Source organism: Bacillus sp. PK3-037, from assembly GCF_054161355.1.
The window spans coordinates 1,665,115-1,688,713 of the sequence record NZ_CP096408.1; the positions used below are offsets into that span (position 1 = coordinate 1,665,115).

The 23,599-nt window shown below is 45.8% G+C and carries 24 protein-coding genes; 22 read left to right on the top strand and 2 right to left on the bottom strand.

The window, feature by feature from the left end; all coding sequences use genetic code 11:
* The 14 genes from accC to M1D69_RS08715 all read left to right on the top strand — a co-directional run bounded on the left by accC (nt 1) and on the right by M1D69_RS08715 (nt 14,008).
* Nucleotides 1-1,353, top strand: a complete 1,353-nt coding sequence (accC, locus tag M1D69_RS08650; protein WP_044154640.1) for an acetyl-CoA carboxylase biotin carboxylase subunit — start codon at nt 1-3, stop codon at nt 1,351-1,353.
* Between the two features lie 20 nt (nt 1,354-1,373).
* Nucleotides 1,374-1,781, top strand: coding sequence for a fatty acid biosynthesis protein YqhY (yqhY, locus tag M1D69_RS08655; RefSeq protein ID WP_010334891.1), 408 nt, complete (start codon nt 1,374-1,376; stop codon nt 1,779-1,781).
* A 264-nt stretch (nt 1,782-2,045) separates the two neighbouring features.
* Nucleotides 2,046-2,441 (top strand): transcription antitermination factor NusB, encoded by a 396-nt coding sequence (nusB, locus tag M1D69_RS08660; RefSeq protein WP_458104005.1) that lies wholly within the window; start codon nt 2,046-2,048, stop codon nt 2,439-2,441.
* 11 nt (nt 2,442-2,452) lie between these two features.
* Entirely contained in the window at nt 2,453-3,304 is an 852-nt protein-coding gene (folD, locus tag M1D69_RS08665) for a bifunctional methylenetetrahydrofolate dehydrogenase/methenyltetrahydrofolate cyclohydrolase FolD (protein WP_024122012.1), read from the top strand.
* 138 nt (nt 3,305-3,442) lie between these two features.
* Complete coding sequence (gene xseA / locus M1D69_RS08670) at nt 3,443-4,789, top strand: exodeoxyribonuclease VII large subunit (RefSeq protein WP_458104004.1); 1,347 nt, start codon at nt 3,443-3,445, stop codon at nt 4,787-4,789.
* The gene (locus M1D69_RS08675; RefSeq protein WP_024122010.1) at nt 4,786-5,040 is read left to right on the top strand and encodes an exodeoxyribonuclease VII small subunit; all 255 of its coding nucleotides are present in this window, start codon (nt 4,786-4,788) and stop codon (nt 5,038-5,040) included. Before xseA ends, M1D69_RS08675 begins: the two co-directional genes overlap by 4 nt.
* Complete coding sequence (locus M1D69_RS08680; protein ID WP_458104003.1) at nt 5,030-5,920, top strand: polyprenyl synthetase family protein; 891 nt, start codon at nt 5,030-5,032, stop codon at nt 5,918-5,920. The genes M1D69_RS08675 and M1D69_RS08680 overlap by 11 nt, the downstream gene beginning before the upstream one ends.
* Before the next feature lie 177 nt (nt 5,921-6,097).
* Nucleotides 6,098-7,999, top strand: a complete 1,902-nt coding sequence (gene dxs, locus M1D69_RS08685) for a 1-deoxy-D-xylulose-5-phosphate synthase (RefSeq protein ID WP_044154645.1) — start codon at nt 6,098-6,100, stop codon at nt 7,997-7,999.
* The gene (locus tag M1D69_RS08690) at nt 7,996-8,841 is read left to right on the top strand and encodes a TlyA family RNA methyltransferase (protein WP_458104002.1); all 846 of its coding nucleotides are present in this window, start codon (nt 7,996-7,998) and stop codon (nt 8,839-8,841) included. Before dxs ends, M1D69_RS08690 begins: the two co-directional genes overlap by 4 nt.
* Before the next feature lie 96 nt (nt 8,842-8,937).
* Nucleotides 8,938-9,387 carry an arginine repressor ArgR gene (gene argR, locus M1D69_RS08695; protein ID WP_010334883.1) on the top strand — a complete coding sequence of 150 codons (450 nt, stop codon included), beginning with the start codon at nt 8,938-8,940 and terminating at the stop codon, nt 9,385-9,387.
* A 35-nt stretch (nt 9,388-9,422) separates the two neighbouring features.
* Nucleotides 9,423-11,153 carry a DNA repair protein RecN gene (gene recN / locus M1D69_RS08700; RefSeq protein ID WP_458104001.1) on the top strand — a complete coding sequence of 577 codons (1,731 nt, stop codon included), beginning with the start codon at nt 9,423-9,425 and terminating at the stop codon, nt 11,151-11,153.
* A 174-nt stretch (nt 11,154-11,327) separates the two neighbouring features.
* Nucleotides 11,328-12,605: a SpoIVB peptidase gene (spoIVB, locus tag M1D69_RS08705; protein ID WP_024122004.1), complete on the top strand. Its 1,278-nt coding sequence runs from the start codon at nt 11,328-11,330 to the stop codon at nt 12,603-12,605.
* A 274-nt stretch (nt 12,606-12,879) separates the two neighbouring features.
* A complete protein-coding gene (gene spo0A, locus M1D69_RS08710; protein WP_010334880.1) occupies nt 12,880-13,683 on the top strand; it encodes a sporulation transcription factor Spo0A in 804 nt (267 codons plus the stop codon).
* 145 nt (nt 13,684-13,828) lie between these two features.
* The gene (locus M1D69_RS08715; protein WP_439024331.1) at nt 13,829-14,008 is read left to right on the top strand and encodes a hypothetical protein; all 180 of its coding nucleotides are present in this window, start codon (nt 13,829-13,831) and stop codon (nt 14,006-14,008) included.
* A 214-nt stretch (nt 14,009-14,222) separates the two neighbouring features.
* Here the strand turns inward: M1D69_RS08715 and M1D69_RS08720 are convergent, their stop codons facing one another.
* Together M1D69_RS08720 and M1D69_RS08725 are read right to left on the bottom strand one after the other, a co-directional pair.
* Complete coding sequence (locus M1D69_RS08720) at nt 14,223-15,341, bottom strand: NADH-dependent flavin oxidoreductase (protein ID WP_458104000.1); 1,119 nt, start codon at nt 15,339-15,341, stop codon at nt 14,223-14,225.
* Nucleotides 15,342-15,413: 72 nt separating this feature from the next.
* On the bottom strand, nt 15,414-15,548 hold the full coding sequence (locus M1D69_RS08725; RefSeq protein WP_458103999.1) for a hypothetical protein: 135 nt from the start codon (nt 15,546-15,548) through the stop codon (nt 15,414-15,416).
* 327 nt (nt 15,549-15,875) lie between these two features.
* On the opposite strand from M1D69_RS08725, the gene M1D69_RS08730 reads away from it, so the two are divergent.
* The 8 genes from M1D69_RS08730 to M1D69_RS08765 all read left to right on the top strand — a co-directional run bounded on the left by M1D69_RS08730 (nt 15,876) and on the right by M1D69_RS08765 (nt 23,596).
* Nucleotides 15,876-16,166 carry a hypothetical protein gene (locus M1D69_RS08730; RefSeq protein ID WP_458103998.1) on the top strand — a complete coding sequence of 97 codons (291 nt, stop codon included), beginning with the start codon at nt 15,876-15,878 and terminating at the stop codon, nt 16,164-16,166.
* Between the two features lie 22 nt (nt 16,167-16,188).
* Nucleotides 16,189-16,809 carry an N-acetylmuramoyl-L-alanine amidase family protein gene (locus M1D69_RS08735; protein ID WP_458103997.1) on the top strand — a complete coding sequence of 207 codons (621 nt, stop codon included), beginning with the start codon at nt 16,189-16,191 and terminating at the stop codon, nt 16,807-16,809.
* 89 nt (nt 16,810-16,898) lie between these two features.
* Nucleotides 16,899-17,642, top strand: a complete 744-nt coding sequence (locus M1D69_RS08740; RefSeq protein WP_229042697.1) for a glycerophosphodiester phosphodiesterase — start codon at nt 16,899-16,901, stop codon at nt 17,640-17,642.
* A 123-nt stretch (nt 17,643-17,765) separates the two neighbouring features.
* Complete coding sequence (locus tag M1D69_RS08745; protein ID WP_458103996.1) at nt 17,766-18,947, top strand: acetyl-CoA C-acetyltransferase; 1,182 nt, start codon at nt 17,766-17,768, stop codon at nt 18,945-18,947.
* A gap of 25 nt (nt 18,948-18,972) precedes the next feature.
* The gene (locus M1D69_RS08750) at nt 18,973-19,839 is read left to right on the top strand and encodes a 3-hydroxybutyryl-CoA dehydrogenase (protein WP_458103995.1); all 867 of its coding nucleotides are present in this window, start codon (nt 18,973-18,975) and stop codon (nt 19,837-19,839) included.
* A 28-nt stretch (nt 19,840-19,867) separates the two neighbouring features.
* The gene (locus M1D69_RS08755; protein ID WP_458103994.1) at nt 19,868-21,007 is read left to right on the top strand and encodes an acyl-CoA dehydrogenase; all 1,140 of its coding nucleotides are present in this window, start codon (nt 19,868-19,870) and stop codon (nt 21,005-21,007) included.
* 31 nt (nt 21,008-21,038) lie between these two features.
* The gene (mmgD, locus tag M1D69_RS08760; RefSeq protein ID WP_458103993.1) at nt 21,039-22,163 is read left to right on the top strand and encodes a citrate synthase; all 1,125 of its coding nucleotides are present in this window, start codon (nt 21,039-21,041) and stop codon (nt 22,161-22,163) included.
* A 14-nt stretch (nt 22,164-22,177) separates the two neighbouring features.
* On the top strand, nt 22,178-23,596 hold the full coding sequence (locus M1D69_RS08765; RefSeq protein ID WP_458103992.1) for a bifunctional 2-methylcitrate dehydratase/aconitate hydratase: 1,419 nt from the start codon (nt 22,178-22,180) through the stop codon (nt 23,594-23,596).
* Nucleotides 23,597-23,599 lie beyond the last annotated feature (3 nt).

The window sequence follows — 23,599 nt, forward strand, 5'->3', positions numbered from 1 at the left end:
ATGATAAAAAAGCTATTGATCGCCAACAGAGGAGAAATTGCTGTCAGAATCATCAGAGCCTGCAAAGAGCTCGGCATTGAGACTGTCGCTGTTTATTCAGAAGCTGATAAAGATGCCCTGCATGTGCAAATGGCTGACGAGGCTTTTTGTATCGGACCGAAAGCGTCAAAAGACAGCTATCTAAACGTTACAAATATCGTAAGTGTCGCCAAGCTTACCGGCACAGACGCTATCCATCCGGGATACGGATTTTTAGCTGAAAACGCCGACTTCGCGGAATTATGTGAAGAAGTGAATGTCACGTTTGTCGGACCTAGCGCTGAGGCCATTTCAAAAATGGGAACAAAAGACGTTGCGCGGGAGACGATGAAACAGGCGGGCGTGCCGATCGTTCCAGGTTCACAAGGAATTATAGAAAATGTGGAAGAAGCGGTTTCGCTGGCTAATGAAATTGGGTATCCTGTAATTATAAAAGCCACCGCAGGCGGAGGCGGAAAAGGAATCAGGGTTGCGCGCACCGAAGAGGAATTGATTAACGGCATTAAGATTACTCAGCAGGAAGCTGCAACTGCATTTGGAAATCCTGGAGTTTACATCGAAAAATACATAGAGGATTTTCGACATGTTGAGATCCAAGTGCTTGCCGATAATTATGGAAATACCATTCATTTGGGCGAACGCGACTGCTCGATTCAAAGACGCCTTCAAAAGCTTTTGGAAGAATCACCATCTCCTGCGCTTGATTCAGAAATCAGAGAGCAGATGGGTGAAGCAGCGGTTAAGGCTGCAAAAGCAGTTGGCTACACAGGCGCGGGCACAGTTGAATTTATTTATGACTACAGAGAACAGCGCTACTACTTCATGGAAATGAACACAAGAATTCAAGTAGAGCATCCAGTCACAGAAATGGTGACAGGAACAGACCTGATTAAGGAACAAATCAGAGTCGCATCAGGAATGGAACTCAGCCTCAAACAAGAAGATGTTCTATTTGAAGGCTGGGCCATCGAATGCCGAATTAATGCGGAAAACCCTAGCAAAAATTTCATGCCGTCACCTGGTGAAATCAAAATGTATCTGCCGCCGGGCGGTTTAGGTGTTCGTGTAGATTCAGCCGCGTATCCGGGTTATACCATCCCTCCGTACTACGACAGCATGATTGCGAAAGTAATCACATACGGAAAAACGAGAGATGAAGCGGTTGCCCGCATGAAGCGCGCATTAAGCGAATTCGTCATCGAAGGCATAGAAACAACAATCCCGTTCCACATCAAACTGCTTGAACACGAAACATTTGTCAGCGGAGAGTTTAATACGAAGTTTTTAGAAACATATGATGTAATGGGCTCATAATTTTTACGGAGGTGAATTGAATGAAAGACAACAGCTTGCTTAAAATGGATCATGAAGACACGCATTTAGGTAAGGTTGAGATCGCGCCGGAAGTCATTGAGGTGATTGCGGGTATCGCAGCTTCTGAGGTTGACGGCGTTGCTGAAATGCGCGGAAACTTTGCGACAGGCGTCGTCGAGCGCTTCGGCAAAGTAAACCACGGCAAAGGCGTAAAAGTCGACTTGGCGGATGACGGAATTACGATCGATGTCTACTGTGTTGTCGCATTCGGCGTTTCCATTCCGAAAGTCGCAGCGGCCGTTCAGGAAAACATTCGTCAAACCTTATTAAATATGACGTCTCTTTCAATTAACGAGATCAATATTCACATCGTCGGCATTCAATTTGACACAAAAGCCCAGGAAGTCGAAATCGACGAAGAAATGTAAATGGCTTAACAGAAAACCAAGGGGAGGGCGGCCCTTTGGTTTTTTTACACGTTACCCTTTATTTCAAAGTATGAAGAAAGCCGGCTCAAGGCAGCCGAGTTTCTTCATGATCGTGAAATCCGAATGATCATATGAAGGTGTGTAAAAATATTCGGTAATAGGGTCAAAAAACCTTGATTTCAATATGCGGATACGAAAAAAATATGTTATGATCTCTTTATGGCTTAACGACAAGCGGATAAAGAGGATCAAAGGAGAAAGAAAATGAAAAGAAGAACAGCAAGAGAAAAAGCTTTGCAGGCACTATTTCAAATTGATGTCAGCGATATTGCAGTGAATGAAGCCATTGAACACGCATTAGATGAAGATAAGACAGATCCTTTCTTTGAAAAGCTTGTATACGGTGTACTTGAACACCAGGTTCAGCTGGATGAAATGATTTCGAAACATCTGGTGAATTGGAAGCTTGACCGGATTGCCAATGTTGACCGTGCGATTTTGCGTCTGGCAGCGTACGAAATGGCATATGCCGAAGACATTCCGGTAAATGTCTCCATGAACGAAGCGATTGAGCTGGCGAAACGGTTTGGTGATGACAAAGCGACAAAATTTGTAAACGGGGTTCTTTCTAACATTAAATCTGATATTGAACAATCATAGGAGGAAAGAAAATGACTGCAACAATCATCGACGGAAAAGAAACGGCAAAAGAAAAACGCGAACAATTGGCAAAAGAGGTAGAAGAGCTTAAAAAGCAAGGCGTCACTCCCGGCCTGGCGGTTATTTTGATTGGAGATGATCCAGCTTCTCATTCTTACGTGCGGGGAAAGAAAAAAGCAGCAGAAACAATGGGCATGAATTTTAAGCTTGATCAATTCGACAGCAGCCTCACAGAAGCTGAACTGCTTTCGATTATTGACAAATACAATGAAGACCCTGAGTTTCACGGAATTCTCGTTCAGCTTCCGCTTCCAGACCATATTTCTGAAAAAGCGGTGATTGAACGTATTTCTCCTGATAAGGATGTAGACGGTTTTCATCCGTTAAATGTAGGAAAAATGCTGCTAGGCGAAGATACATTTCTTCCTTGCACGCCGCACGGAATTGTTGAGCTTTTGAAGAAAACCAATATTGACCTTTCCGGTAAAGAGGTTGTTGTAGTCGGCCGAAGCAATATTGTCGGTAAACCTGTCGGCCAGCTTTTATTAAATGAAAACGCGACAGTGACATACTGTCATTCAAGAACAAAAGATATATCTGAACATACGAAAAAAGCGGACATCCTGGTGGTGGCGGTCGGTAAAGCCAACTTCATCACTGCTGACCAGATGAAAGAAGGCGCCATCGTTATTGACGTCGGCGTTAACCGTTTGGAAAGCGGAAAGCTTTGCGGAGACGTTGAGTTTGAAGGTGCGAAGGAAAAAGCATCCTTTATTACACCTGTTCCGGGCGGAGTCGGTCCTATGACCATCACGATGCTTGCGCATAATACTGTTAAATCTGCGAAACGTACGTTATCATAGATCTTTGGAGATATTCAGAGACAGGCTAAAACCCTGCCTCTGGATTATGAGCACGATACCCGCTTCTTCAGGCTCCTTAAGCCAGAGCGGGTTTTCTTTAGTTATGGTGCAGGAATGCTTACGAGAGGAGTTTGAGACATGGGTGAAACAGCGTATGTTACTGTCTCAGCGCTGACAAAGTATATAAAACGAAAATTCGATGTAGATCCTCACCTTGAAAATATTTGGATTAAAGGCGAATTATCGAATGTAAAGATACACACGAGAGGCCATATTTACTTCACGTTAAAAGACGAAAACGCCCGGATGCAGTCGGTCATGTTCGCCAGACAGAGCGAGCGTCTTCCTTTTAAACCTGAAAACGGTATGAAAGTGCTGGTGAGAGGCGGAATTTCCGTATACGAACCGAGCGGAAACTATCAATTATATGCAAAAGAAATGCAGCCTGACGGGGTCGGAGCGCTTTATTTAGCGTATGAAGAATTAAAAAAGAAGCTAGCCGGAGAAGGTTTATTTGACGAACGCTACAAAAAACAAATCCCCGCTTTTCCAGCCACAATCGGGGTTGTGACATCACCCACAGGTGCTGCTGTCAGAGATGTCATTACAACTCTAAAAAGAAGATATCCCCTTGTAAAAGTCATTGTTCTTCCAGCGCTCGTTCAGGGTGAAAATGCGAGCAGATCAATCGTTAGGCGCATTGAAGAGGCGAATGAAAAACAGGCGTGCGACGTATTAATTGTCGGAAGAGGCGGCGGATCGATTGAGGAACTATGGGCGTTTAACGAAGAAATCGTAGCGCGTGCGATCTTTGCTTCCAACATACCGATCATATCGGCAGTCGGGCATGAGACGGATTTTACCATCAGTGATTTTGTTGCGGATATCAGAGCGGCGACACCTACAGGAGCAGCTGAGATTGCAGTGCCCCATACCACTGATTTAATGGAACGGACGAAAACGGCGGAAGTCAGAATGACAAGAGCGATGCAGCAGCATCTCATCCAAAAAAAAGAACGGGTTCAAACACTTCAATCCTCATATGCATTTCGCTTTCCTAAGCGGCTGTTTGAGCAAAAAGAGCAGCAGTTTGACCTTGCATATCAGCAGTTTCAAGCTCAGCTTACCGTGCTGTTGGATCGGAAAAGCAGACAGCTTGAGCGCGAAACATACAGATTAGAGGCGCTGCATCCCCATGAACAGCTGAAACAGGCGAGAAAACGGTATGAGGATCAGACGAATCAGCTGAAAAAAAATATGAATATCCAAATGAAGCAGCTGCATTCTCAGTTTCAAACCGTTCTTGGCAAGCTGAACGCGCTAAGTCCCCTTCAAATTATGGAAAGAGGATACAGCTTGGCTTATAAGGAAGATGAACTCATAAAAAGCGTCAGTCAGATCGAAGAGAAAGACCAGCTTGAGGTCAAGCTGAAGGATGGCGTGCTGACCTGTGAAGTATTAAATAAGAGAGGGGAAGAAAAATGACAGACATGAAAAAAAATGAAAGCATGACGTTTGAAGAAGCGATGAAAGGCTTAGAAAGCATTGTATCAAAGCTTGAAGAAGGCGATGTGCCTCTGGAGCAAGCAATTAACTACTTTCAAGAAGGAATGGCTCTTTCAAAAATGTGCCATGAAAAGCTTCAAAAAGTAGAAAAGCAAATGGACTTCATTTTAAAAGAAGACGGCGAACTGGCACCTTTTAGTGTTCAGGAGGAAGACGAAGGTGACAAATAAATTAGCTAGCTTTCTGGCGGAGCGTAAAAAAACGGTTGAAAAACAGCTCTTTGTATATACAGAAAACCTTAATATCCCGGATTCATTAAAAAAATCTATGCTGTATTCCCTTGAGGCCGGAGGGAAACGGCTGCGGCCTCTCATCGTGCTGGCGGTTTTGAACGCGTACGGAAAAAGTGAAAAAGACGGCATCCCAGTCGGGTGCGCTGTTGAAATGATTCACACGTATTCATTAATTCATGATGATCTGCCTTGCATGGATGATGATGATCTGCGCCGCGGAAAGCCGACAAACCATAAAGTATTTGGTGAAGCCACGGCTGTTTTAGCGGGAGACGGGCTGCTGACGGAAAGCTTTAAGCTGATTACGTCCCATGTGTCAGACGAAGTATCCGCAGAAAAGCGGCTTCGTCTTGTGAATGAACTGATATCAGCAGCGGGAACCGAGGGCATGGTCGGGGGGCAGATCGCCGATATGGAAGCAGAAAACCGTCAGGTCACGCTTGAAGAACTTGAATCCATTCATGAACGGAAAACAGCCAAACTGCTCGGTTTTGGCGTCATCGCCGGCGCTATTTTGGCGGATGCGCCTGAGGAAGAAATTGAAACATTGCGCGTCTTCAGCAGACACATTGGAATCGGTTTTCAAATCAGAGACGACATTTTAGATTTAGAAGGCAGTGAAGAGAAAATCGGCAAACGCGTCGGCTCGGATACAACGAACGACAAATCGACTTATCCGTCACTTCTGTCACTGGAAGGGGCCAAAAAGAAATTGGACGGTCACATAAAAGAAGCAAAGCGCTTGATCGACGGGCTCTCCCTTCAAAAAGACCTTTTGTATGAGCTTTGTGATTTAATTGCGGCAAGAGACCACTAAAACGATCCTTATTTGAAGCGGCTGCACGACATATGGTAAAATGTAAGCAGTTTCGATGAAAATCAAAAGGAAGAGCGCGTTTGTCTTTTTTTATGCCTGAGAAATGATCTGAGTTCAGCTCGGCATTTAAGACATATATCAATGCAGAAATTCATGCTGAAAGTGAGTTGATCCGCTTTGGATCTTTTATCAATACAGGACCCGTCGTTTTTAAAAAACATGTCCATTGATGAATTAGAGAAATTAAGTGATGAAATCCGTCAGTTTCTGATTACGACTTTATCGGCTTCTGGCGGTCACATTGGCCCTAATTTGGGTGTCGTTGAGCTTACCGTTGCATTGCATAAGGAATTTAACAGCCCGAAAGACAAGTTTTTGTGGGATGTAGGCCATCAGTCTTATGTCCATAAGCTGCTGACGGGCCGGGGAAAAGAATTTGAGACCCTTCGTCAGTATAAAGGGCTTTGCGGATTCCCGAAGCGGAGCGAAAGCGAACATGACGTATGGGAAACCGGTCATAGCTCAACTTCCTTGTCAGGTGCGATGGGGATGGCGGCCGCTCGCGATATTAAAGGAACGGATGAGTTTATCATTCCGATTATCGGTGATGGTGCGCTGACCGGCGGAATGGCGCTTGAAGCGCTGAACCATATCGGTGACGAGAAAAAAGACATGATTGTTATCCTCAACGATAATGAAATGAGTATCGCTCCGAATGTCGGTGCTATTCATTCCATGCTCGGCCGGCTGCGAACAGCCGGGAAATATCAATGGGTGAAAGATGAGCTTGAATACCTGTTTAAGAAGATCCCGGCTGTTGGGGGCAAGCTTGCCGCCACGGCAGAACGTGTCAAAGACAGCCTGAAGTATATGCTTGTCTCAGGCATGTTTTTCGAGGAACTCGGATTTACTTATTTAGGCCCTGTGGACGGACACTCTTATCATGAGCTGATTGAGAATCTTCAATACGCTAAAAAAACAAAAGGCCCTGTCCTGCTGCATGTGATCACCAAAAAAGGAAAAGGGTACAAACCTGCTGAAACCGATACGACCGGTACGTGGCACGGAACCGGCCCATATAAAATTAATACAGGTGACTTTGTAAAACCAAAAGCCGCAGCGCCTGCATGGAGCAGCCTTGTCAGCGGCACAGTACAGCGAATGGCACGTGAGGACGGGCGAATCGTGGCGATAACACCGGCAATGCCTGTCGGTTCGAAGCTTGAAGGCTTTGCGCAGGAATTTCCTGACCGAATGTTCGACGTCGGAATTGCAGAGCAGCATGCCGCTACAATGGCAGCCGCTATGGCATTACAAGGGATGAAGCCGTTTCTGGCTATCTATTCAACCTTCCTGCAGCGTGCATATGACCAGGTTGTTCATGACATCTGCCGTCAAAACGCCAATGTGTTTATCGGAATTGACCGTGCCGGATTAGTCGGTGCAGATGGCGAGACGCATCAAGGCGTATTTGATATCGCGTTTATGCGCCACATTCCAAATGTGGTCTTAATGATGCCAAAGGATGAAAATGAAGGGCAGCATATGGTTCATACAGCGCTCAGTTATGACGACGGTCCGATCGCCATGCGTTTTCCGCGCGGAAACGGCCTCGGTGTCAAAATGGATGAACAGCTTAAAACGATTCCAATTGGCACGTGGGAGGTGCTGCGTCCGGGTAACGACGCGGTCATCTTAACATTTGGAACAACAATTGAAATGGCGCTTGAAGCTGCTGAAGAGCTGCAAAAAGAAGGCCTTTCCGTACGCGTGGTCAACGCGCGATTCATTAAGCCGATTGATGAAAAGATGATGAAGGATATCCTAAATGAAGGCTTGCCGATTTTAACGATTGAAGAAGCGGTCTTAGAAGGCGGATTCGGAAGCGCGGTTTTAGAATTCGCTCATGATCAGGGGATGTATCATACGCCGATCGACAGAATGGGCATACCGGATCGATTTATAGAACATGGTAGCGTAACGGCGCTTCTTGAAGAAATAGGATTAACGAAACAGCAGGTGGCAGACCGAATTCGATTGCTGGCACCGCCGAAGACACATAAAGGAATTGGATCATGACGGCTAAGAAAGAACGATTAGATGTATTATTAGTGGAAAGAGGGCTTGCGGAAACGCGGGAAAAAGCGAAACGGGCCATTATGGCAGGGATCGTGTATTCGAATGAAAACCGCTTGGACAAGCCTGGAGAAAAAATTGACCGCGAGCTTCCGTTGACCATCAAAGGAAACCCGCTGAAATATGTGAGCAGAGGCGGCTTAAAGCTTGAAAAAGCGCTGAAAGAATTTCCTGTCTCTGTTCAGGACAAAATTATGATTGATATCGGTTCCTCCACCGGCGGCTTTACGGACTGTGCTCTGCAAAACGGCGCAAAACAGTCGTACGCGGTGGATGTAGGCTATAATCAGCTTGCATGGAAGCTAAGACAGGACGAACGCGTCGTCGTGATGGAACGCACGAATTTCCGTTATGCGACTCCGGCAGACTTCTCAAAAGGCATGCCGGAGTTTGCTACGATTGATGTATCCTTTATTTCACTTCGGCTGATCCTGCCTGTTTTAAAAACATTGCTTGTACCGGGCAGCGATTGTATTGCGCTTGTCAAGCCTCAGTTTGAAGCAGGCCGGGAATCTGTCGGCAAAAAAGGCATTGTCAGAGATCCGAAGGTGCATGCAGATGTCCTGCGGCGTATGGTCAGTTTTTCGGCTGGCGAGGGCTATATCTGCAAAGGCCTGTCATTTTCTCCAATTACAGGGGGAGACGGAAATATTGAATTTCTCCTTCATTTGCACTGGCTGGGAGAAGGTCAAGAAGGTGCAGGTTTGCCTGAGGAGGAAATCAGCCGTATAGTGGAAGAAGCACATAAGACGTTAAAAGAAAAAAAAGCAGATGTACCGGAATAATAGGGCGCTATTATTCCTTTTTTCTGCATTCATGTACTTTTTGCGGAGAATCATATACCATATAAGAACAGATAAGCTGGAAATAGAGGTGCTTACATGAACAAAGGCCAGAGGCATATCAAAATCAGAGAAATCATTACAAGCAATGAAATCGAAACCCAAGATGAATTGGTCGACATGCTGAAGCAGGATGGATACAAGGTGACACAAGCCACGGTTTCACGTGATATTAAAGAGCTTCACCTTGTGAAGGTGCCGACAAATAACGGCTCATATAAATACAGCCTACCGGCGGACCAGCGTTTCAATCCGCTGTCTAAGCTGAAACGGTCACTGATGGATGCTTTTGTGAAAATAGACTCAGCAAGCCATATGATTGTGCTGAAAACCATGCCGGGCAATGCCCAGGCAATCGGAGCGCTTATGGACAATCTGGACTGGGACGAAATTATGGGGACCATTTGCGGAGATGACACCATTTTAATTATTTGCCGGACTCCTGAAGATACCGACGGCGTAAAAAGCCGGCTCCTAGAGCTGCTGTAAAGGAAATCTAACAAAGATAAGAGGTGTAATGCTGTTTGTTAGCTGAATTATCGATTAAAAACTTTGCCATTATTGAGGAACTGACGGTTTCTTTTGAACGCGGGCTTACGGTTTTAACAGGAGAAACCGGAGCCGGCAAATCCATCATCATAGATGCCATTTCACTTTTGGTCGGTGGCCGCGGTTCATCTGAATTTGTCAGATATGGAGAAACAAAAGCCGAGCTTGCAGGGCTGTTTCTGTTAGATAGCGGCCATCCCGTTTTTGACGTCTGTGCTGAGCAGGGGATTGACGTTTCAGATGAAATGATCGTCATGAGAAGGGATATCAGCACGAACGGAAAAAGCATATGCCGGGTTAATGGCAAACTTGTAACGATTGCGTCGCTTAGAGAAATCGGCAGGCTTTTATTAGATATTCACGGGCAGCACGATAACCAGCTGTTAATGGAGGACGAAAACCATCTTCAGCTTTTGGACAAGTTTGCGGGAGCCGAAGTGGAAAGCGCACTTCAAGCGTATCAGGAAGGCTATCAGCGATATATGAAGCTGCTTAAAAAGCTGAAGCAGCTTTCTGAAAGTGAGCAGGAAATGGCACACCGGCTTGATCTGATTCAATTTCAGCTGGAAGAAATCGAATCAGCAAAGCTCGAACTGAACGAAGATGAGCAGCTGCAAGAAGAGCGCCAGCAAATTTCAAATTTTGAGAAAATATTTGAATCACTGCAAAATGCTTATAACGCGCTGCGCAGCGAGCAGGGCGGTCTGGACTGGGTCGGAATGGCGTCGTCTCAGCTTGAAGATTTATCCGATATTAACGAACCGCTGCAAAAACTTTCTGAGAGTGTTTCGAACTCCTACTACCTTTTAGAGGACGCTACATTTCAGATGAGAAATATGCTGGATGAGCTTGAATATGACCCTGAGCGCTTGAATTTTATTGAGACGCGTCTTAATGAGATCAAGCAGCTGAAGCGGAAATACGGGGCAACCGTTGAGGATATTTTAGAATATGCTTCTAAAATTGAAGAAGAGATTGATCAAATTGAAAACAGAGACAGCCATCTGCAAAGCCTGAAGCAGGAGCTGGATTCGGTTGGTAAAGATGTTGCAGTAGAAGCGGCAAACGTTTCCCGAATCCGAAAAACGTGGGCGAAAAAGCTGGCTGAGGAAATCCATCGTGAACTGAAAAGCTTATATATGGAAAAGTCGACTTTCGATACGGAGTTTAAGGTCAGAACAGCGACCCGCGGTGAGGAAGCTCCGGTCGTAAACGGACATCCTGTTCAGCTCACTGAACAAGGAATTGATCTGGTGAAGTTTTTAATTTCCACCAATACGGGCGAGCCGCTGAAATCTCTTTCTAAAGTCGCTTCCGGCGGAGAGCTGTCGAGGGTCATGCTTGCCATTAAAAGCATTTTTTCCTCACAGCAGGACGTTACCTCGATTATATTTGACGAGGTAGATACAGGCGTAAGCGGCAGGGTCGCACAGGCTATTGCTGAAAAGATTCACAAAGTATCGATGGGATCACAAGTGCTTTGCATTACGCACCTGCCTCAGGTAGCAGCCATGGCCGATACCCATCTTTACATTGCGAAAGAATTAAAAGACGGAAGAACGACGACGCGTGTAAAGCCGCTGACTAAACAAGAGAAGGTGACGGAAATCGGACGCATGATAGCAGGAGTCGAAGTTACAGACTTGACGAAACGCCATGCGAAAGAGCTGTTAAAACAAGCGGATCAAGTCAAAACTACTGGGTAAGCTGCGCGATATGCGCAGCTTATTTTTTTGTATACACATCCATTCGTTCATCAGTATATCCAATGTTTTTCTTTATAACACAGTTATAAATAAGGGCTGAGAAGGCAAAAGTAATGATGTAGCAGCAATTCATAAAGAAGGTGTGGGGTAGGAGCGAGGAGAGTGAAGTAGTGAATGCCGGATAACATCAGAAAAGCAATAGGTTTAATTCTCCTTGTTTCGTTATTAAGTGTAGGTTTATGCAAACCATTAAAAGAGTATTTACTGATTCCAACGCAAATGAGAGTATTTGAAACCCAAACACAAGCCATTGAAACGAGTTTATCGGTAAACGCCCAGGAAAAATCATCAGAAGCGTTTACAGTTGAGAAAGACCCGCATGAAATCAAAGTCACAGGCAAAAAATCAGGCCAGTCAGAATTAGTATATGACCTTGCCGGATTTCCAATCAAAAAAACAAAAGTGCAAGTTCTTCCGGATTTAAAAGTCATACCGGGCGGGCAATCCATCGGTGTCAAACTTCATTCCGTGGGAGTGCTTGTCGTCGGATTTCATCAAATTAACACAAGCGAAGGGAAAAAATCCCCTGGTGAATCGGCAGGTATTACAGCAGGCGACATTATTATCGAGATGAATGGACAGAAAATTGAAAAAATGAATGATGTTGCCCCGTTTATTCAAAAAGCGGGAAACACCGGAGAGTCACTTGATTTGCTGATCAAACGTGATAAACAGAAGATCAAAACAAAGCTGATTCCTCAAAAGGACGAAGCTGAAGGCAAATACCGAATCGGTTTATATATCAGGGATTCTGCCGCGGGCATCGGCACAATGACCTTTTATGAGCCGAAAACAAAAAAATACGGAGCACTTGGCCACGTGATCTCCGATATGGATACGAAAAAACCAATCGTCGTGGAAGATGGAGAAATTGTTAAATCGACTGTGACATCAATTGAAAAAGGGACAGGCGGAAATCCTGGAGAAAAACTGGCGCGATTTTCCTCTGAACGCAAAACGATCGGGGACATTAACAGAAACAGCCCATTTGGAATCTTCGGCACATTACATCAGCCGATTAAAAACAAAATATCAGATAAGGCACTGCCGGTTGCCTTTTCAAATGAAGTGAAAAAAGGGCCTGCGGAAATCTTAACGGTCATTGATGATGATAAGGTAGAAAAATTTGATATCGAAATCGTCAGCACGACACCGCAAAAATTTCCGGCTACAAAAGGAATGGTCTTGAAAATTACCGATCCGAGACTGCTGAAGGAAACAGGCGGCATAGTACAAGGCATGAGCGGGAGCCCAATCATTCAAAATGGAAAGGTTGTCGGCGCTGTCACCCATGTGTTTGTCAACGACCCGACAAGCGGTTACGGTGTGCATATTGAATGGATGCTGTCTGAAGCAGGAATCGATATTTACGGAAAAGAAAAAGCAAGCTGACTGCCGGATCTCCGGCAGTTTTTTGCTTTTCCCCCTCTTCACTTCTCATCATACATACGTTAAAATGAACAAAAGAAGATTTTTCGACAAATTCACGTTTCCTTATTTGTCAAATTTCATTTTTAGTCGAAAAACAGAGAAAAACATAGAATAACGAAGATATGCCACTATTATTGTTAGTTATGATTTTTTTTAGAGGGTATATAGCGCTTTTGTCGAATGTAAACATGTAGCAAGGTGGAATCCTGTTAACTACATTGGGGGAGGAAGAAACGTGGAGAAAATTAAAGTTTGTGTTGCTGACGATAATCGAGAGCTGGTAAGCCTGTTGAGTGAATATATAGAAGGACAGGAAGACATGGAAGTCATCGGAGTTGCGTATAACGGACAGGAATGCTTGTCGCTATTTAAAGAAAAAGATCCTGATGTGCTCGTCTTGGATATTATTATGCCTCATTTGGACGGACTTGCTGTTTTAGAGCGCCTGAGAGAATCCGATCTGAAAAAACAGCCGAACGTCATTATGCTGACAGCCTTCGGGCAGGAAGATGTCACGAAAAAGGCCGTCGATTTAGGAGCGTCCTACTTTATTCTCAAACCGTTTGATATGGAAAACCTTGTCGGCCATATTCGCCAGGTCAGCGGAAATGCCAGCAGTGTGACGCATCGCGCGCCGTCATCACAAAGCAGCATTATACGCAGCAGCCAGCCTGAACCAAAAAGGAAAAATCTCGACGCGAGCATCACAAGCATTATCCATGAAATCGGCGTCCCTGCACATATTAAAGGCTATCTCTATTTGCGTGAAGCGATCTCAATGGTGTACAACGACATCGAGCTGCTCGGCAGTATTACAAAAGTCCTCTATCCGGACATTGCCAAAAAATTCAACACAACCGCTAGCCGTGTAGAAAGAGCGATCCGCCATGCAATTGAAGTGGCATGGAGCAGAGGAAACATTGATTCCATTTCCTCGCTGTTCGGTTATACTGTCAGCATGACAAAAGCTAAACCTACCAACAGCGAATTCATTGCAATGGTTGCGGATAAGCTTAGATTAGAACATAAGGCTTCTTAAACATGTGCATATTATGTAATGATTAAATCAAACGTCTTTTATTTATTGGTTTGCGCTGATAAATAGGAGGCGTTTTGTTTTTGGGGGACATTTGTTATCATAGTGATGGATATGAAAAATTTATTTTCCGTAAGGAGTGAGGTATGTGTTTGAAAAATATGGTCTGCTGATTTCCTTATTTATCCTTGCGCTTTGCGTCAATTCGAACATCATCACAGATTCACGCTTACTAGGCACCCTGATTGACTTTATCTCATTTACAGTCATGGTTTCATGTGTTCTCGCTGCTTGGAGAATCAAAACCAAACAATCAGAATCAAATTGAAACCTTTCCGTTGCAAAATCGTAAGCAAGGTGTATTTTATTCAAAGGAGACGTACGAATGAAAAAGAAAAAAGCAAGAAAGCGTGACGGGCTTCTCCTAGATTTGCTTCCCCAAGCAGCTGGCGAGCTCCTTCTCCTGCTGTTTAGATGTTTACATAAATTATTGATTTAAAGTTGAAAAAAGACTGCCGAATCATTTCGGCAGTCTTTGCACATTAATCTTTATAAGGAACCCATCCAGGTGTGTTCACAATCGCTTGCCATAGCGGCTCAGGCAAGTGATATTTTTCTTTGTCTGTCCCTTTTATCACAGTTTCAATTTGTTTTTCGCGTCCTTCTTTTACTTTTACAGCCCAATCAGGATCAACTAAAATTTCACGCCCCATCGCCACCAGCGGAATCCCGTTTTCAATCACAGCAAGCGCGTCATCAGCAGAATGGATGGAACCAACAGCAATCAGAGGCACCTTGTGTCCGACACGTTCATTCAATAAGTCCATGCGCGTACGTGTCGGATCTGCCCCGCGGCGCGCTGTGGAGTTGACGTCCATCAATGAAATATGGAGGTAATCCAGTTCTTTTTCCACTAAGGCATCAACAAGCGTGAAGGTTTCTGTCATTGTCAGTCCCGGTGTATCTGGCTCTTCCGGAGACAGGCGGTAGCCTACTAAAAATGCACCCTTCGCGTGATCGGCAATTGCTTGTTTCACCTCATCCACAATAGCGAGCGGGAAGGCTAATCGTTTCTCATCGCTTCCTCCCCAGCGGTCTGTGCGCTGATTTGTTTTTGGGGAATAAAACTGCTGAATCAAGTAGCCGTTTGCACCGTGAATTTCGACACCGTCAAATCCGGCTTCAATGGCGCGTCTTGTCGCTTCTCCAAAAGCCTTCACAATGTTTTCAACCTCTGCTTCTGTTAAGGCGCGGGCCATTTGTTTGCCGTTATCAGACACGTCACTTGGCGCGACAACGTCCTGATTCGGAACGAGCTCAGCAGGGCATTCTATTCCGCCGTGATGAATTTGCACAATCGCTTTTGACCCTTGTGCTTGAATGGCTTGGGCTAATCTTTTTAGCCCGGCAATATGTGAGTCGTCATGGATGGCCGGCTGTCCGGAAAACGCTTTTCCATCAGGCGTGACGTTTGCGCATGCTGTCATCACCATTCCCATTTCTTTTGAACGGGGGATGATATAGTCCAGCTCCGCTTCAGAAATCGTGCCGTCCTCATTGGAAGAATAATGGGTCATTGGAGCAACCGCGATCCGGTTGTCAATCGTAACGCCGCTTCGGAATGTAAATGATTCAAAGAGCGGTTTGTACTTTGGATTCATGAGATCATCTTCTTTCGTTTGGATTCGCACATATTCTAGCCTATATGTAAAATTTGATGCAATCAATCTGCTTCACCGGCTGAATATCTTGAGTGCCGAATGTGGTTTTCTCCGCTCTTTTTCGGGGCTTTTGCAGCCGCCTTTGATTTGATGGCCAATGGAGCAAGTGATGACCGCCGCGGCTAGCAGCAGAACGAATTTTTTCATGAGCTGTAACTTCTTTCTGTAAAGTAAATATTCTTTAAAAGCTTACGCCTGCCCAACCCCTTCGTCAAACCATCTGCTCACCGTATTCATCAATTTTTTAAAAATGAATATAAAGTTGCTTCTTTCAGCTAATTTTTTCTAAAATGCTGCTCTTTTAGAGACATCCTCATAGACAGATCCGCTTGCTTTCTTTCTAACAACAGGAAATCAGCAGGTCAGATAGCCCTTTTGAAAATCATGGAAACGTTGTGCCGGCTTTCGTGCAAGCTTTACAAATCCTCCATTCTGGTCAAAGATAAAAGCCAAACATCAGGAAGAGGTGATCATGTGAAACAAGCTGGTCTATTTCTGTTTACTGTACTGCTGCTTTCCGGATGCAGTATTGCAAGCGCGGATGAATCAGCCCCGAGGTTTACAGAAGAGGGCAAGTATATTGGCTCGGCCGATCCTCATACAATCGCTGTTTCCCTTAACGGAGAAGAAACCATGATACAAGTTCCAAGGGACAAACGCGATGATTGTGAGGATCTGCCAGATCACACAAATGTCCAGGTGAAATATATAAAAAAAGAGAACGGAACCTTACTGCTGGAAGATATTCAGCAAAAGAATTCGTAATGACAGACCGGAGGGAGAAACGTTGAGAATGTTATGGAGGAGTTTAGCGATATGCGGATTGGCTTTTATGCTCGCACCCTGTGCGCAAGCGGCAGAGCCGGTAGCAGGGAAGACGGTATATATTGATGCCGGCCATGGCGGCAAAGACAGCGGGGCAGTCGGAAACGGGCTCTTGGAGAAAAATATTAATTTGGCTGTCTCTCGTCATGTTGTGGACGAGCTGAAAGCGGAAGGAGCGAACCCTGTCACTACAAGGAAAGATGACCATTTTCTGACCTTGGAGGAAAGAGTGGCAAAAGCAAGTGCAAACCATGCCGATCTTTTTGTCAGTATTCATGTGAATTCGGGCGTTTCCTCCGCTTCAGGCACGGAAACGTACTTTCAGTCTGATTATGAAGCGGAAAACAGTCAGCGGCTGGCATCGGATATTCAGTCAGAGCTGGTATCATCCTTGCAAACAAGAGACAGGGGTGTGAAAGAATCGGATTTTTATGTCATTACATATTCACAAATGCCGAGCGTGCTGGCTGAGCTTGGATTTATTACAAACAGCTCTGATGCGGACAAGCTTGGGAGTGAAGTATATCAGGAAAAAGCTGCAGACGCGATTGTCGCGGGGATCGATTCTTATTACGCGCAATAGTCTGAGTACAAGAAACCTTAATTCTAGAGTGACAAGGCCAAAATCAGTATAATGGAGAAAACGGGCAACTTTAGGCTTGAGGTGAAACAATGACAAAGGTTTTTGCCCATCGGGGGGCATCAGGTCATTATCCCGAAAATACAATGATTGCATTTGAAAAAGGGATTGAAGACGGAGCAGATGGAATAGAGCTTGATGTTCAGCTGACAAAAGACGGACGTATTGCTGTTATTCATGATGAAAGGCTCGACCGGACGACATCCTTAAAAGGTTTCGTAAAGGACACGGTGTACGATGTCTTGAAGACTGCGGATGCGGCTGCCGGTCATCATCAAACAGTGGGCGATGTAAGGGTGCCGCTGCTTGAAGACGTGCTCTCGTGGGCTGAAAAAAAGGATTTTCTGATTAACATTGAATTGAAAAACAGCGTGATCCGTTATGAAGGAATGGAAGAAAAAGTGCTTGAGGCAGTAAAGAGATTTAAAATAGAAGAAAGAACGATTCTGTCCTCATTTAACCATGAAAGCTTAGCGTTATGCGGCCGGTTGGCACCCCATATTGAGCGAGCGGTGCTGACCTCAGATGTGCTTTATCAGGCTGATCAATATGTAAAATCCATTCCGGCAGCCGGCTACCACCCAAAGCTGCATAGCCCGGCGGTAACGGATGAAGTGCTGCAGCAAATGCGGAACAGTTCGATTAAGGTAAGGCCTTTTACAGTCAATCGGCCAGACGATATGGAGTATTTGATGAAAATGGGAGCAGACGGCCTTTTCACAGATTTTCCTGAGCGGGCTCTTGCCATCGCTAAGAAATTGAATAGAAGAAATTAGTTTTCAAGAAGGCTGCCGGAGCAGCCTTCTTTTTTCATTCATTCATACCTGTTTCAAAGCATACATTCATAGAAGACATCAAGAAATGTAAGCGCTATCTATCCTTTGATTTGAGGTGGAACTATGAGGAAAACAGTTATTGTAAGTGCTGCGAGAACCCCGTTTGGTAAATTTGGCGGGGCATTAAAAGAAGTAAAAGCTGCTGAACTCGGGGGCGCTGTTATGAAAGAGGCGTTAAAGCGTGCCGGAGTCTCTGGAAATCAGGCGGAAGGCGCGGTTATGGGTATGGTTGTCCAAGCCGGTGCGGGCCAGATACCTTCCCGGCAAGCTGCCCGTATAGCCGGACTGCCTTGGAGTGTGCCATCGGAAACGCTGAATAAAGTTTGCGCCTCCGGCCTTCGCGCTGTCACTCTATGTGACCAAATAATTCGGGCGCATGATGCGGACATTCTTGTTGCCGGAGGCATGGAGAGTATGAGCAATATTCCGTATGCTGTTCCCGCTGGCCGCTGGGGCGCGCGGATGGGTAACGGTGAGCTAAGGGATTTAATGGTTTATGACGGATTAATGTGCGCCTTTGATGAAGTGCACATGGCCGTTCACGGAAATACGGCGGCCAAGGAATATGGAATTTCACGTAAAGAGCAGGATGAATGGGCCCTTCGAAGCCACAAGCGGTCGGCCGAGGCGGCCGATGAAGGAAAGTTAGGTGAAGAAATTGTTCCTGTCAGCTGGCTTGGCCGGAAAGGAAAAACAAACATTGTTGACAAAGATGAAGCGATTCGCCGCGATACCACTCTCGATCAGCTTGCGAAACTTTCTCCGATTTATTCAAGTGACGGATCCATTACAGCCGGCAATGCGCCGGGAGTCAACGACGGAGCGGGAGCATTTGTATTAATGTCTGAGGAAAAAGCCGCTGAACTAGGAAAGCGTCCTCTTGCAACCATTCTTGGTTTTTCAACAGCCGGAATGCAAGCGCATGAGCTTGCGGCCGCTCCGGGATACGCAATAAACAAGCTGCTCGAAAAGACCGGCTTTACATTACAGGATATTGATCTTTTTGAAGTCAATGAAGCATTTGCTTCTGTTGTATTAACATGTGAAAAAATCGTCGGGTTTGATCTTGAAAAAGTAAACGTAAATGGCGGAGCGATTGCGCTGGGCCACCCGATCGGCGCTAGCGGTGCGAGAATTTTGATGACGCTTGTGTACGAATTAAAGCGCCGGGGAGGCGGACTGGGTATTGCTGCTATTTGCAGCGGGGCGGCTCAGGGAGACGCTGTCTTGGTTCAAGTTCATTAAAACATTGACGGAGAAGGGGATTTGAATGGAAATCAAACATATCATGGTGGCCGGCGCCGGACAGATGGGAAGCGGAATTGCCCAAACAGCGGCTGAAGCCGGCTTTTATGTGCTGCTGTATGATTTGAATCCGGAGGCAGCGGAAACGGGGTTTCAGCACATAAAAAAACATTTGAACCGCGCTGCTGAAAAAGGAAGAAAGACGGAAGCTGAAGTGAAGGCTGTTATCAGCCGCATTTCGCTTTCCCCCGCGCTGGAGGAGGCGCAGCATGCGGATGTTGTGATTGAAGCAATTGCAGAAAACATGACGGCAAAAACTAAATTGTTCAAAAAACTTGATCATATTTGCCCGGCTCATACGCTTTTGGCCAGCAATACATCTTCCTTGCCTATAACAGAAATTGCAGCTGTCACAAATCGTCCAGAACACGTCATTGGCATGCATTTTATGAACCCCGTCCCTGTTATGAAACTGGTTGAAGTTATTCGCGGCCTGGCGACATCAGATGAAACGGCATCAACCATTACGGCATTAGCGGAAAAAATGGGGAAAACACCGGTCGAAGTCAATGATTTTCCCGGATTTGTCTCCAACCGTGTGCTTCTGCCAATGATTAATGAAGCCATCTATTGTCTTTATGAGGGGGTAGCTGAGCCAGACGCAATAGACCAGGTCATGAAGCTTGGCATGAATCACCCGATGGGCCCGCTTAAATTAGCTGATTTTATCGGGCTGGACACGTGTTTGTCGATTATGGAAGTCCTTCACTCCGGGCTTGGAGACTCCAAGTACCGTCCTTGCCCGCTGCTTCGTAAGTACGTCAAAGCAGGGTGGCTCGGCAAAAAGAGCGGACGCGGCTTTTATCATTACGGCGAGGAGAAGAATACCTGAAGTCAATTCCAATCCGGGGGTGGCCGAGTTGCATTTAACCCAAGAGCAAGTCATGATGCGAAAGATGGTGCGTGATTTTGCCCGAAAAGAAATTGCTCCTGCTGCGGAGGTCATGGAGAAAACAGATGAATTTCCATTTCAGCTAATGAAGAAAATGGGTGAACACGGCTTGATGGGAATACCAGTGCCGGAACAATATGGCGGCGCTGGAGCGGACGTTGTTTCTTATATTTTGGCCATTCATGAGATTTCTAAAATCAGCGCGGCGGTCGGTGTCATTCTTTCGGTTCATTCCTCAGTGGGCACAAATCCGATTTTGTACTTCGGAAACGAAGAGCAAAAAGTGAAATATATACCGAAACTCGCCTCAGGCAGCTATTTGGGTGCATTTGCGCTGACTGAGCCTTACTCTGGATCGGATGCCGGAAGCCTTCGCACCACAGCGATCAAAAAGAACGGCAAATATATTTTAAACGGATCGAAAATTTTCATAACAAACGGCGGTGCCGCTGACCTCTATATTACGTTTGCTTTAACGGCCCCGGGCCAAAACAGGAACGGGATTTCGGCTTTTATCGTTGAAAAGAACACACCGGGTTTTACAGTCGGCAAAAAAGAAAGAAAGCTGGGGCTTCACGGATCCAATACAACAGAGCTGATATTTGAAAATGCGGAAGTGCCGGAAGAGAATTTGCTGGGCCAAGAGGGCGATGGATTTAAAATCGCGATGGCGAATCTGAATGTGGGGCGCATCGGCATTGCAGCACAAGCGCTGGGAATCGCAGAGGCTGCCCTAGAATATGCGGTTGCTTACGCGAAACAGCGTGTCCAATTCAACAGGCCTATCGCAGCCAATCAAGGCATATCGTTTAAGCTCGCCGATATGGCGACAAGAGCAGAGGCGGCAAGGCACCTTGTCTATCATGCGGCAGATCTCCATAACCGCGGCCTGGCCTGCGGAAAGGAAGCGTCCATGGCTAAACAATTTGCTTCCGATTCGGCGGTGAAGGCTGCCCTTGAGGCAGTCCAGATTTATGGAGGATATGGTTATATGAAGGATTATCCGGTCGAACGGCTGCTTAGGGATGCAAAGGTAACACAAATTTATGAAGGCACAAATGAAATTCAAAGACTCATTATTTCCAAGCACCTGCTTGGCGCAAACTGACAGATAATAACGCAAAGCGGAGGTTGAGAATATGGATGGTAAACAGCATTTTTCTCCAGGTCTGGACGGGGTCGTCGCGGCAGAAACGGATATTTCTTATCTCGACACACAGTACAGCCAGATATTGATTCGAGGCTATGATTTAATTGATCTTTCAAAAACGAAAAGCTATCTAGAACTGGTGCATCTATTGCTGGAGGGGAGGTTGCCGGATGGAAATGAAACGGAAACGGTCATAAGGAAGGTCAACAGCGCTTCAAACCTGCCGACTGACATTGTCCGTCTTCTTGAGCTGCTGCCTGAACATACTCATCCGATGGATTGTCTGCGAACCGGGGTATCGGCTCTTGCCGGCTACGACCGCCAAATTGACGATCGGTCGCCTTCTGCAAACAAGGAGCGCGCCTATGAGCTTTTAGGGAAAATGCCTGCGCTCACAGCAAGCAGCTATAGAAAGATAAAAAAAGGAAAACTGATTCCGCCGCTTCAGCACCTATCCTACAGCGCGAATTTCTTATACATGATGACAGGCAAAATACCGTCCGCATTGGAAGAGCGGATCTTTGACCGTTCACTCATTCTGTACAGTGAGCATGAGATGCCGAATTCAACCTTTACGGCCAGGGTGATTGCTTCAACACAATCGGATCTTTATGGCGCATTGACAGGAGCTGTAGCTTCTTTGAAGGGGAATCTTCATGGAGGCGCAAACGAAGCGGTCATGTATATGCTTTTGGAGGCAAAAACAAAGGCTGATTTTGAACAAATCCTGTTATCAAAACTGAGAAAAAAAGAAAAAATCATGGGCTTCGGCCACCGGGTGTACATGAAAAAAATGGACCCGAGAGCGCTTATGATGAAAGAAGCGCTTCAGCAGTTATGCGATCAAGCCGGAGATCACCGTTTATACGAAATGTGTGAAGCAGGGGAGCAGCTGATGGAGCGGGAAAAAGGGCTTTATCCGAATTTGGATTATTACGCCGCCCCGGTATATTGGATGCTTGGCATACCAATTCCATTGTATACACCTGTCTTTTTCAGTGCGAGAACGGCAGGCTTATGCGCACATGTGATTGAACAGCATACCAATAACCGCTTGTTCCGCCCGCGTGTCCGCTATACCGGCCCGCGATATGAGAACAAATCCAAATCATGAAAGGAATGGGTCGAATGCTGAAAACGGATCATGTCATTGAAGAAATAACAGACTATGTACTTGAGAAGGAGATTACGAGTTCGGAAGCGTTTACAACGGCAGGTCACGTTTTGCTGGATACACTCGGCTGCGGGATTTTAGCGCTCCGCTATCCCGAATGCACCAAGCTGCTCGGCCCGATTGTCCCCGGAACCAGTGTGCCAAACGGAAGCAGAGTGCCGGGAACGTCATATGTTCTTGATCCTGTACGGGCAGCATTTAACATAGGATGTATGATCCGCTGGCTTGATTACAACGATACGTGGCTTGCGGCGGAGTGGGGGCATCCGTCAGATAACTTGGGGGGCATTCTTGCGGCGGCTGATTATGTATCAAGAGTGAGGCTGTCTGAAGGAAAAGAGCCATTAACGGTTCGCGACGTCCTTGAAGCGATGATCAAGGCTCACGAAATTCAAGGTGTGCTGGCTTTAGAAAACAGCTTAAACCGAGTCGGGCTTGATCATGTGTTGTTTGTCAAGGTGGCCACGACGGCTGTAGCCGCAAAGCTGCTGGGCGGCGGAAGGGAAGAAATCAATCATGCGCTTTCGAATGCTTGGATTGACAATGCAGCCTTGCGGACATACCGGCATGCGCCTAATACCGGCTCGCGCAAATCGTGGGCCGCAGGAGATGCAACCAGCAGGGGCGTTCATCTCGCACTGATGGCGTTAAAAGGCGAAATGGGTTATCCGACAGCCTTGACCGCTCCGGGCTGGGGCTTTCAAGACGTATTATTCAACAAGAAAGAGATCAAGCTTGCCCGCCCGCTTGACGCTTATGTCATGGAAAATGTGTTGTTCAAAGTCTCTTATCCTGCGGAATTCCACGCCCAGACAGCGGCAGAGTGTGCCGTCATTCTTCATCCGCAGGTCAAAGACCGTATCGATGAAATTGACCGTGTTGTTATCAAAACGCATGAATCAGCTATTCGCATCATTGATAAAAAAGGCCCGCTGCATAATCCCGCGGATCGCGATCATTGTCTGCAATACATCACAGCGATTGGTTTAATATTTGGTGATATCACTGCACAGCATTATGAGGCTGATACGGCAAGTGATCCAAGAATAGATAAACTTCGAGAAAAAATGGAAGTGACTGAAAACAAAGCATATACGGAAGATTATCTCAAACCAGATAAACGCTCCATTTCAAATGCCGTTCAGATTCATTTTAAAGACGGAACGAGTACAGAGATGGTTGAATGTGAATTTCCGCTGGGCCATCGTTTTCGAAGAGACGAGGCTGTGCCAAAATTGTTAGAAAAGTTTTCTGTGAATCTTAAAACCCATTTTCCAGAGAAACAGCAAAAACATATTTACAAGCGCTGCACCAGCTCTGAAACATTACAAACGATGCGCGTAAACGATTTTGTCGATATGTTCTGTATGTGAAAG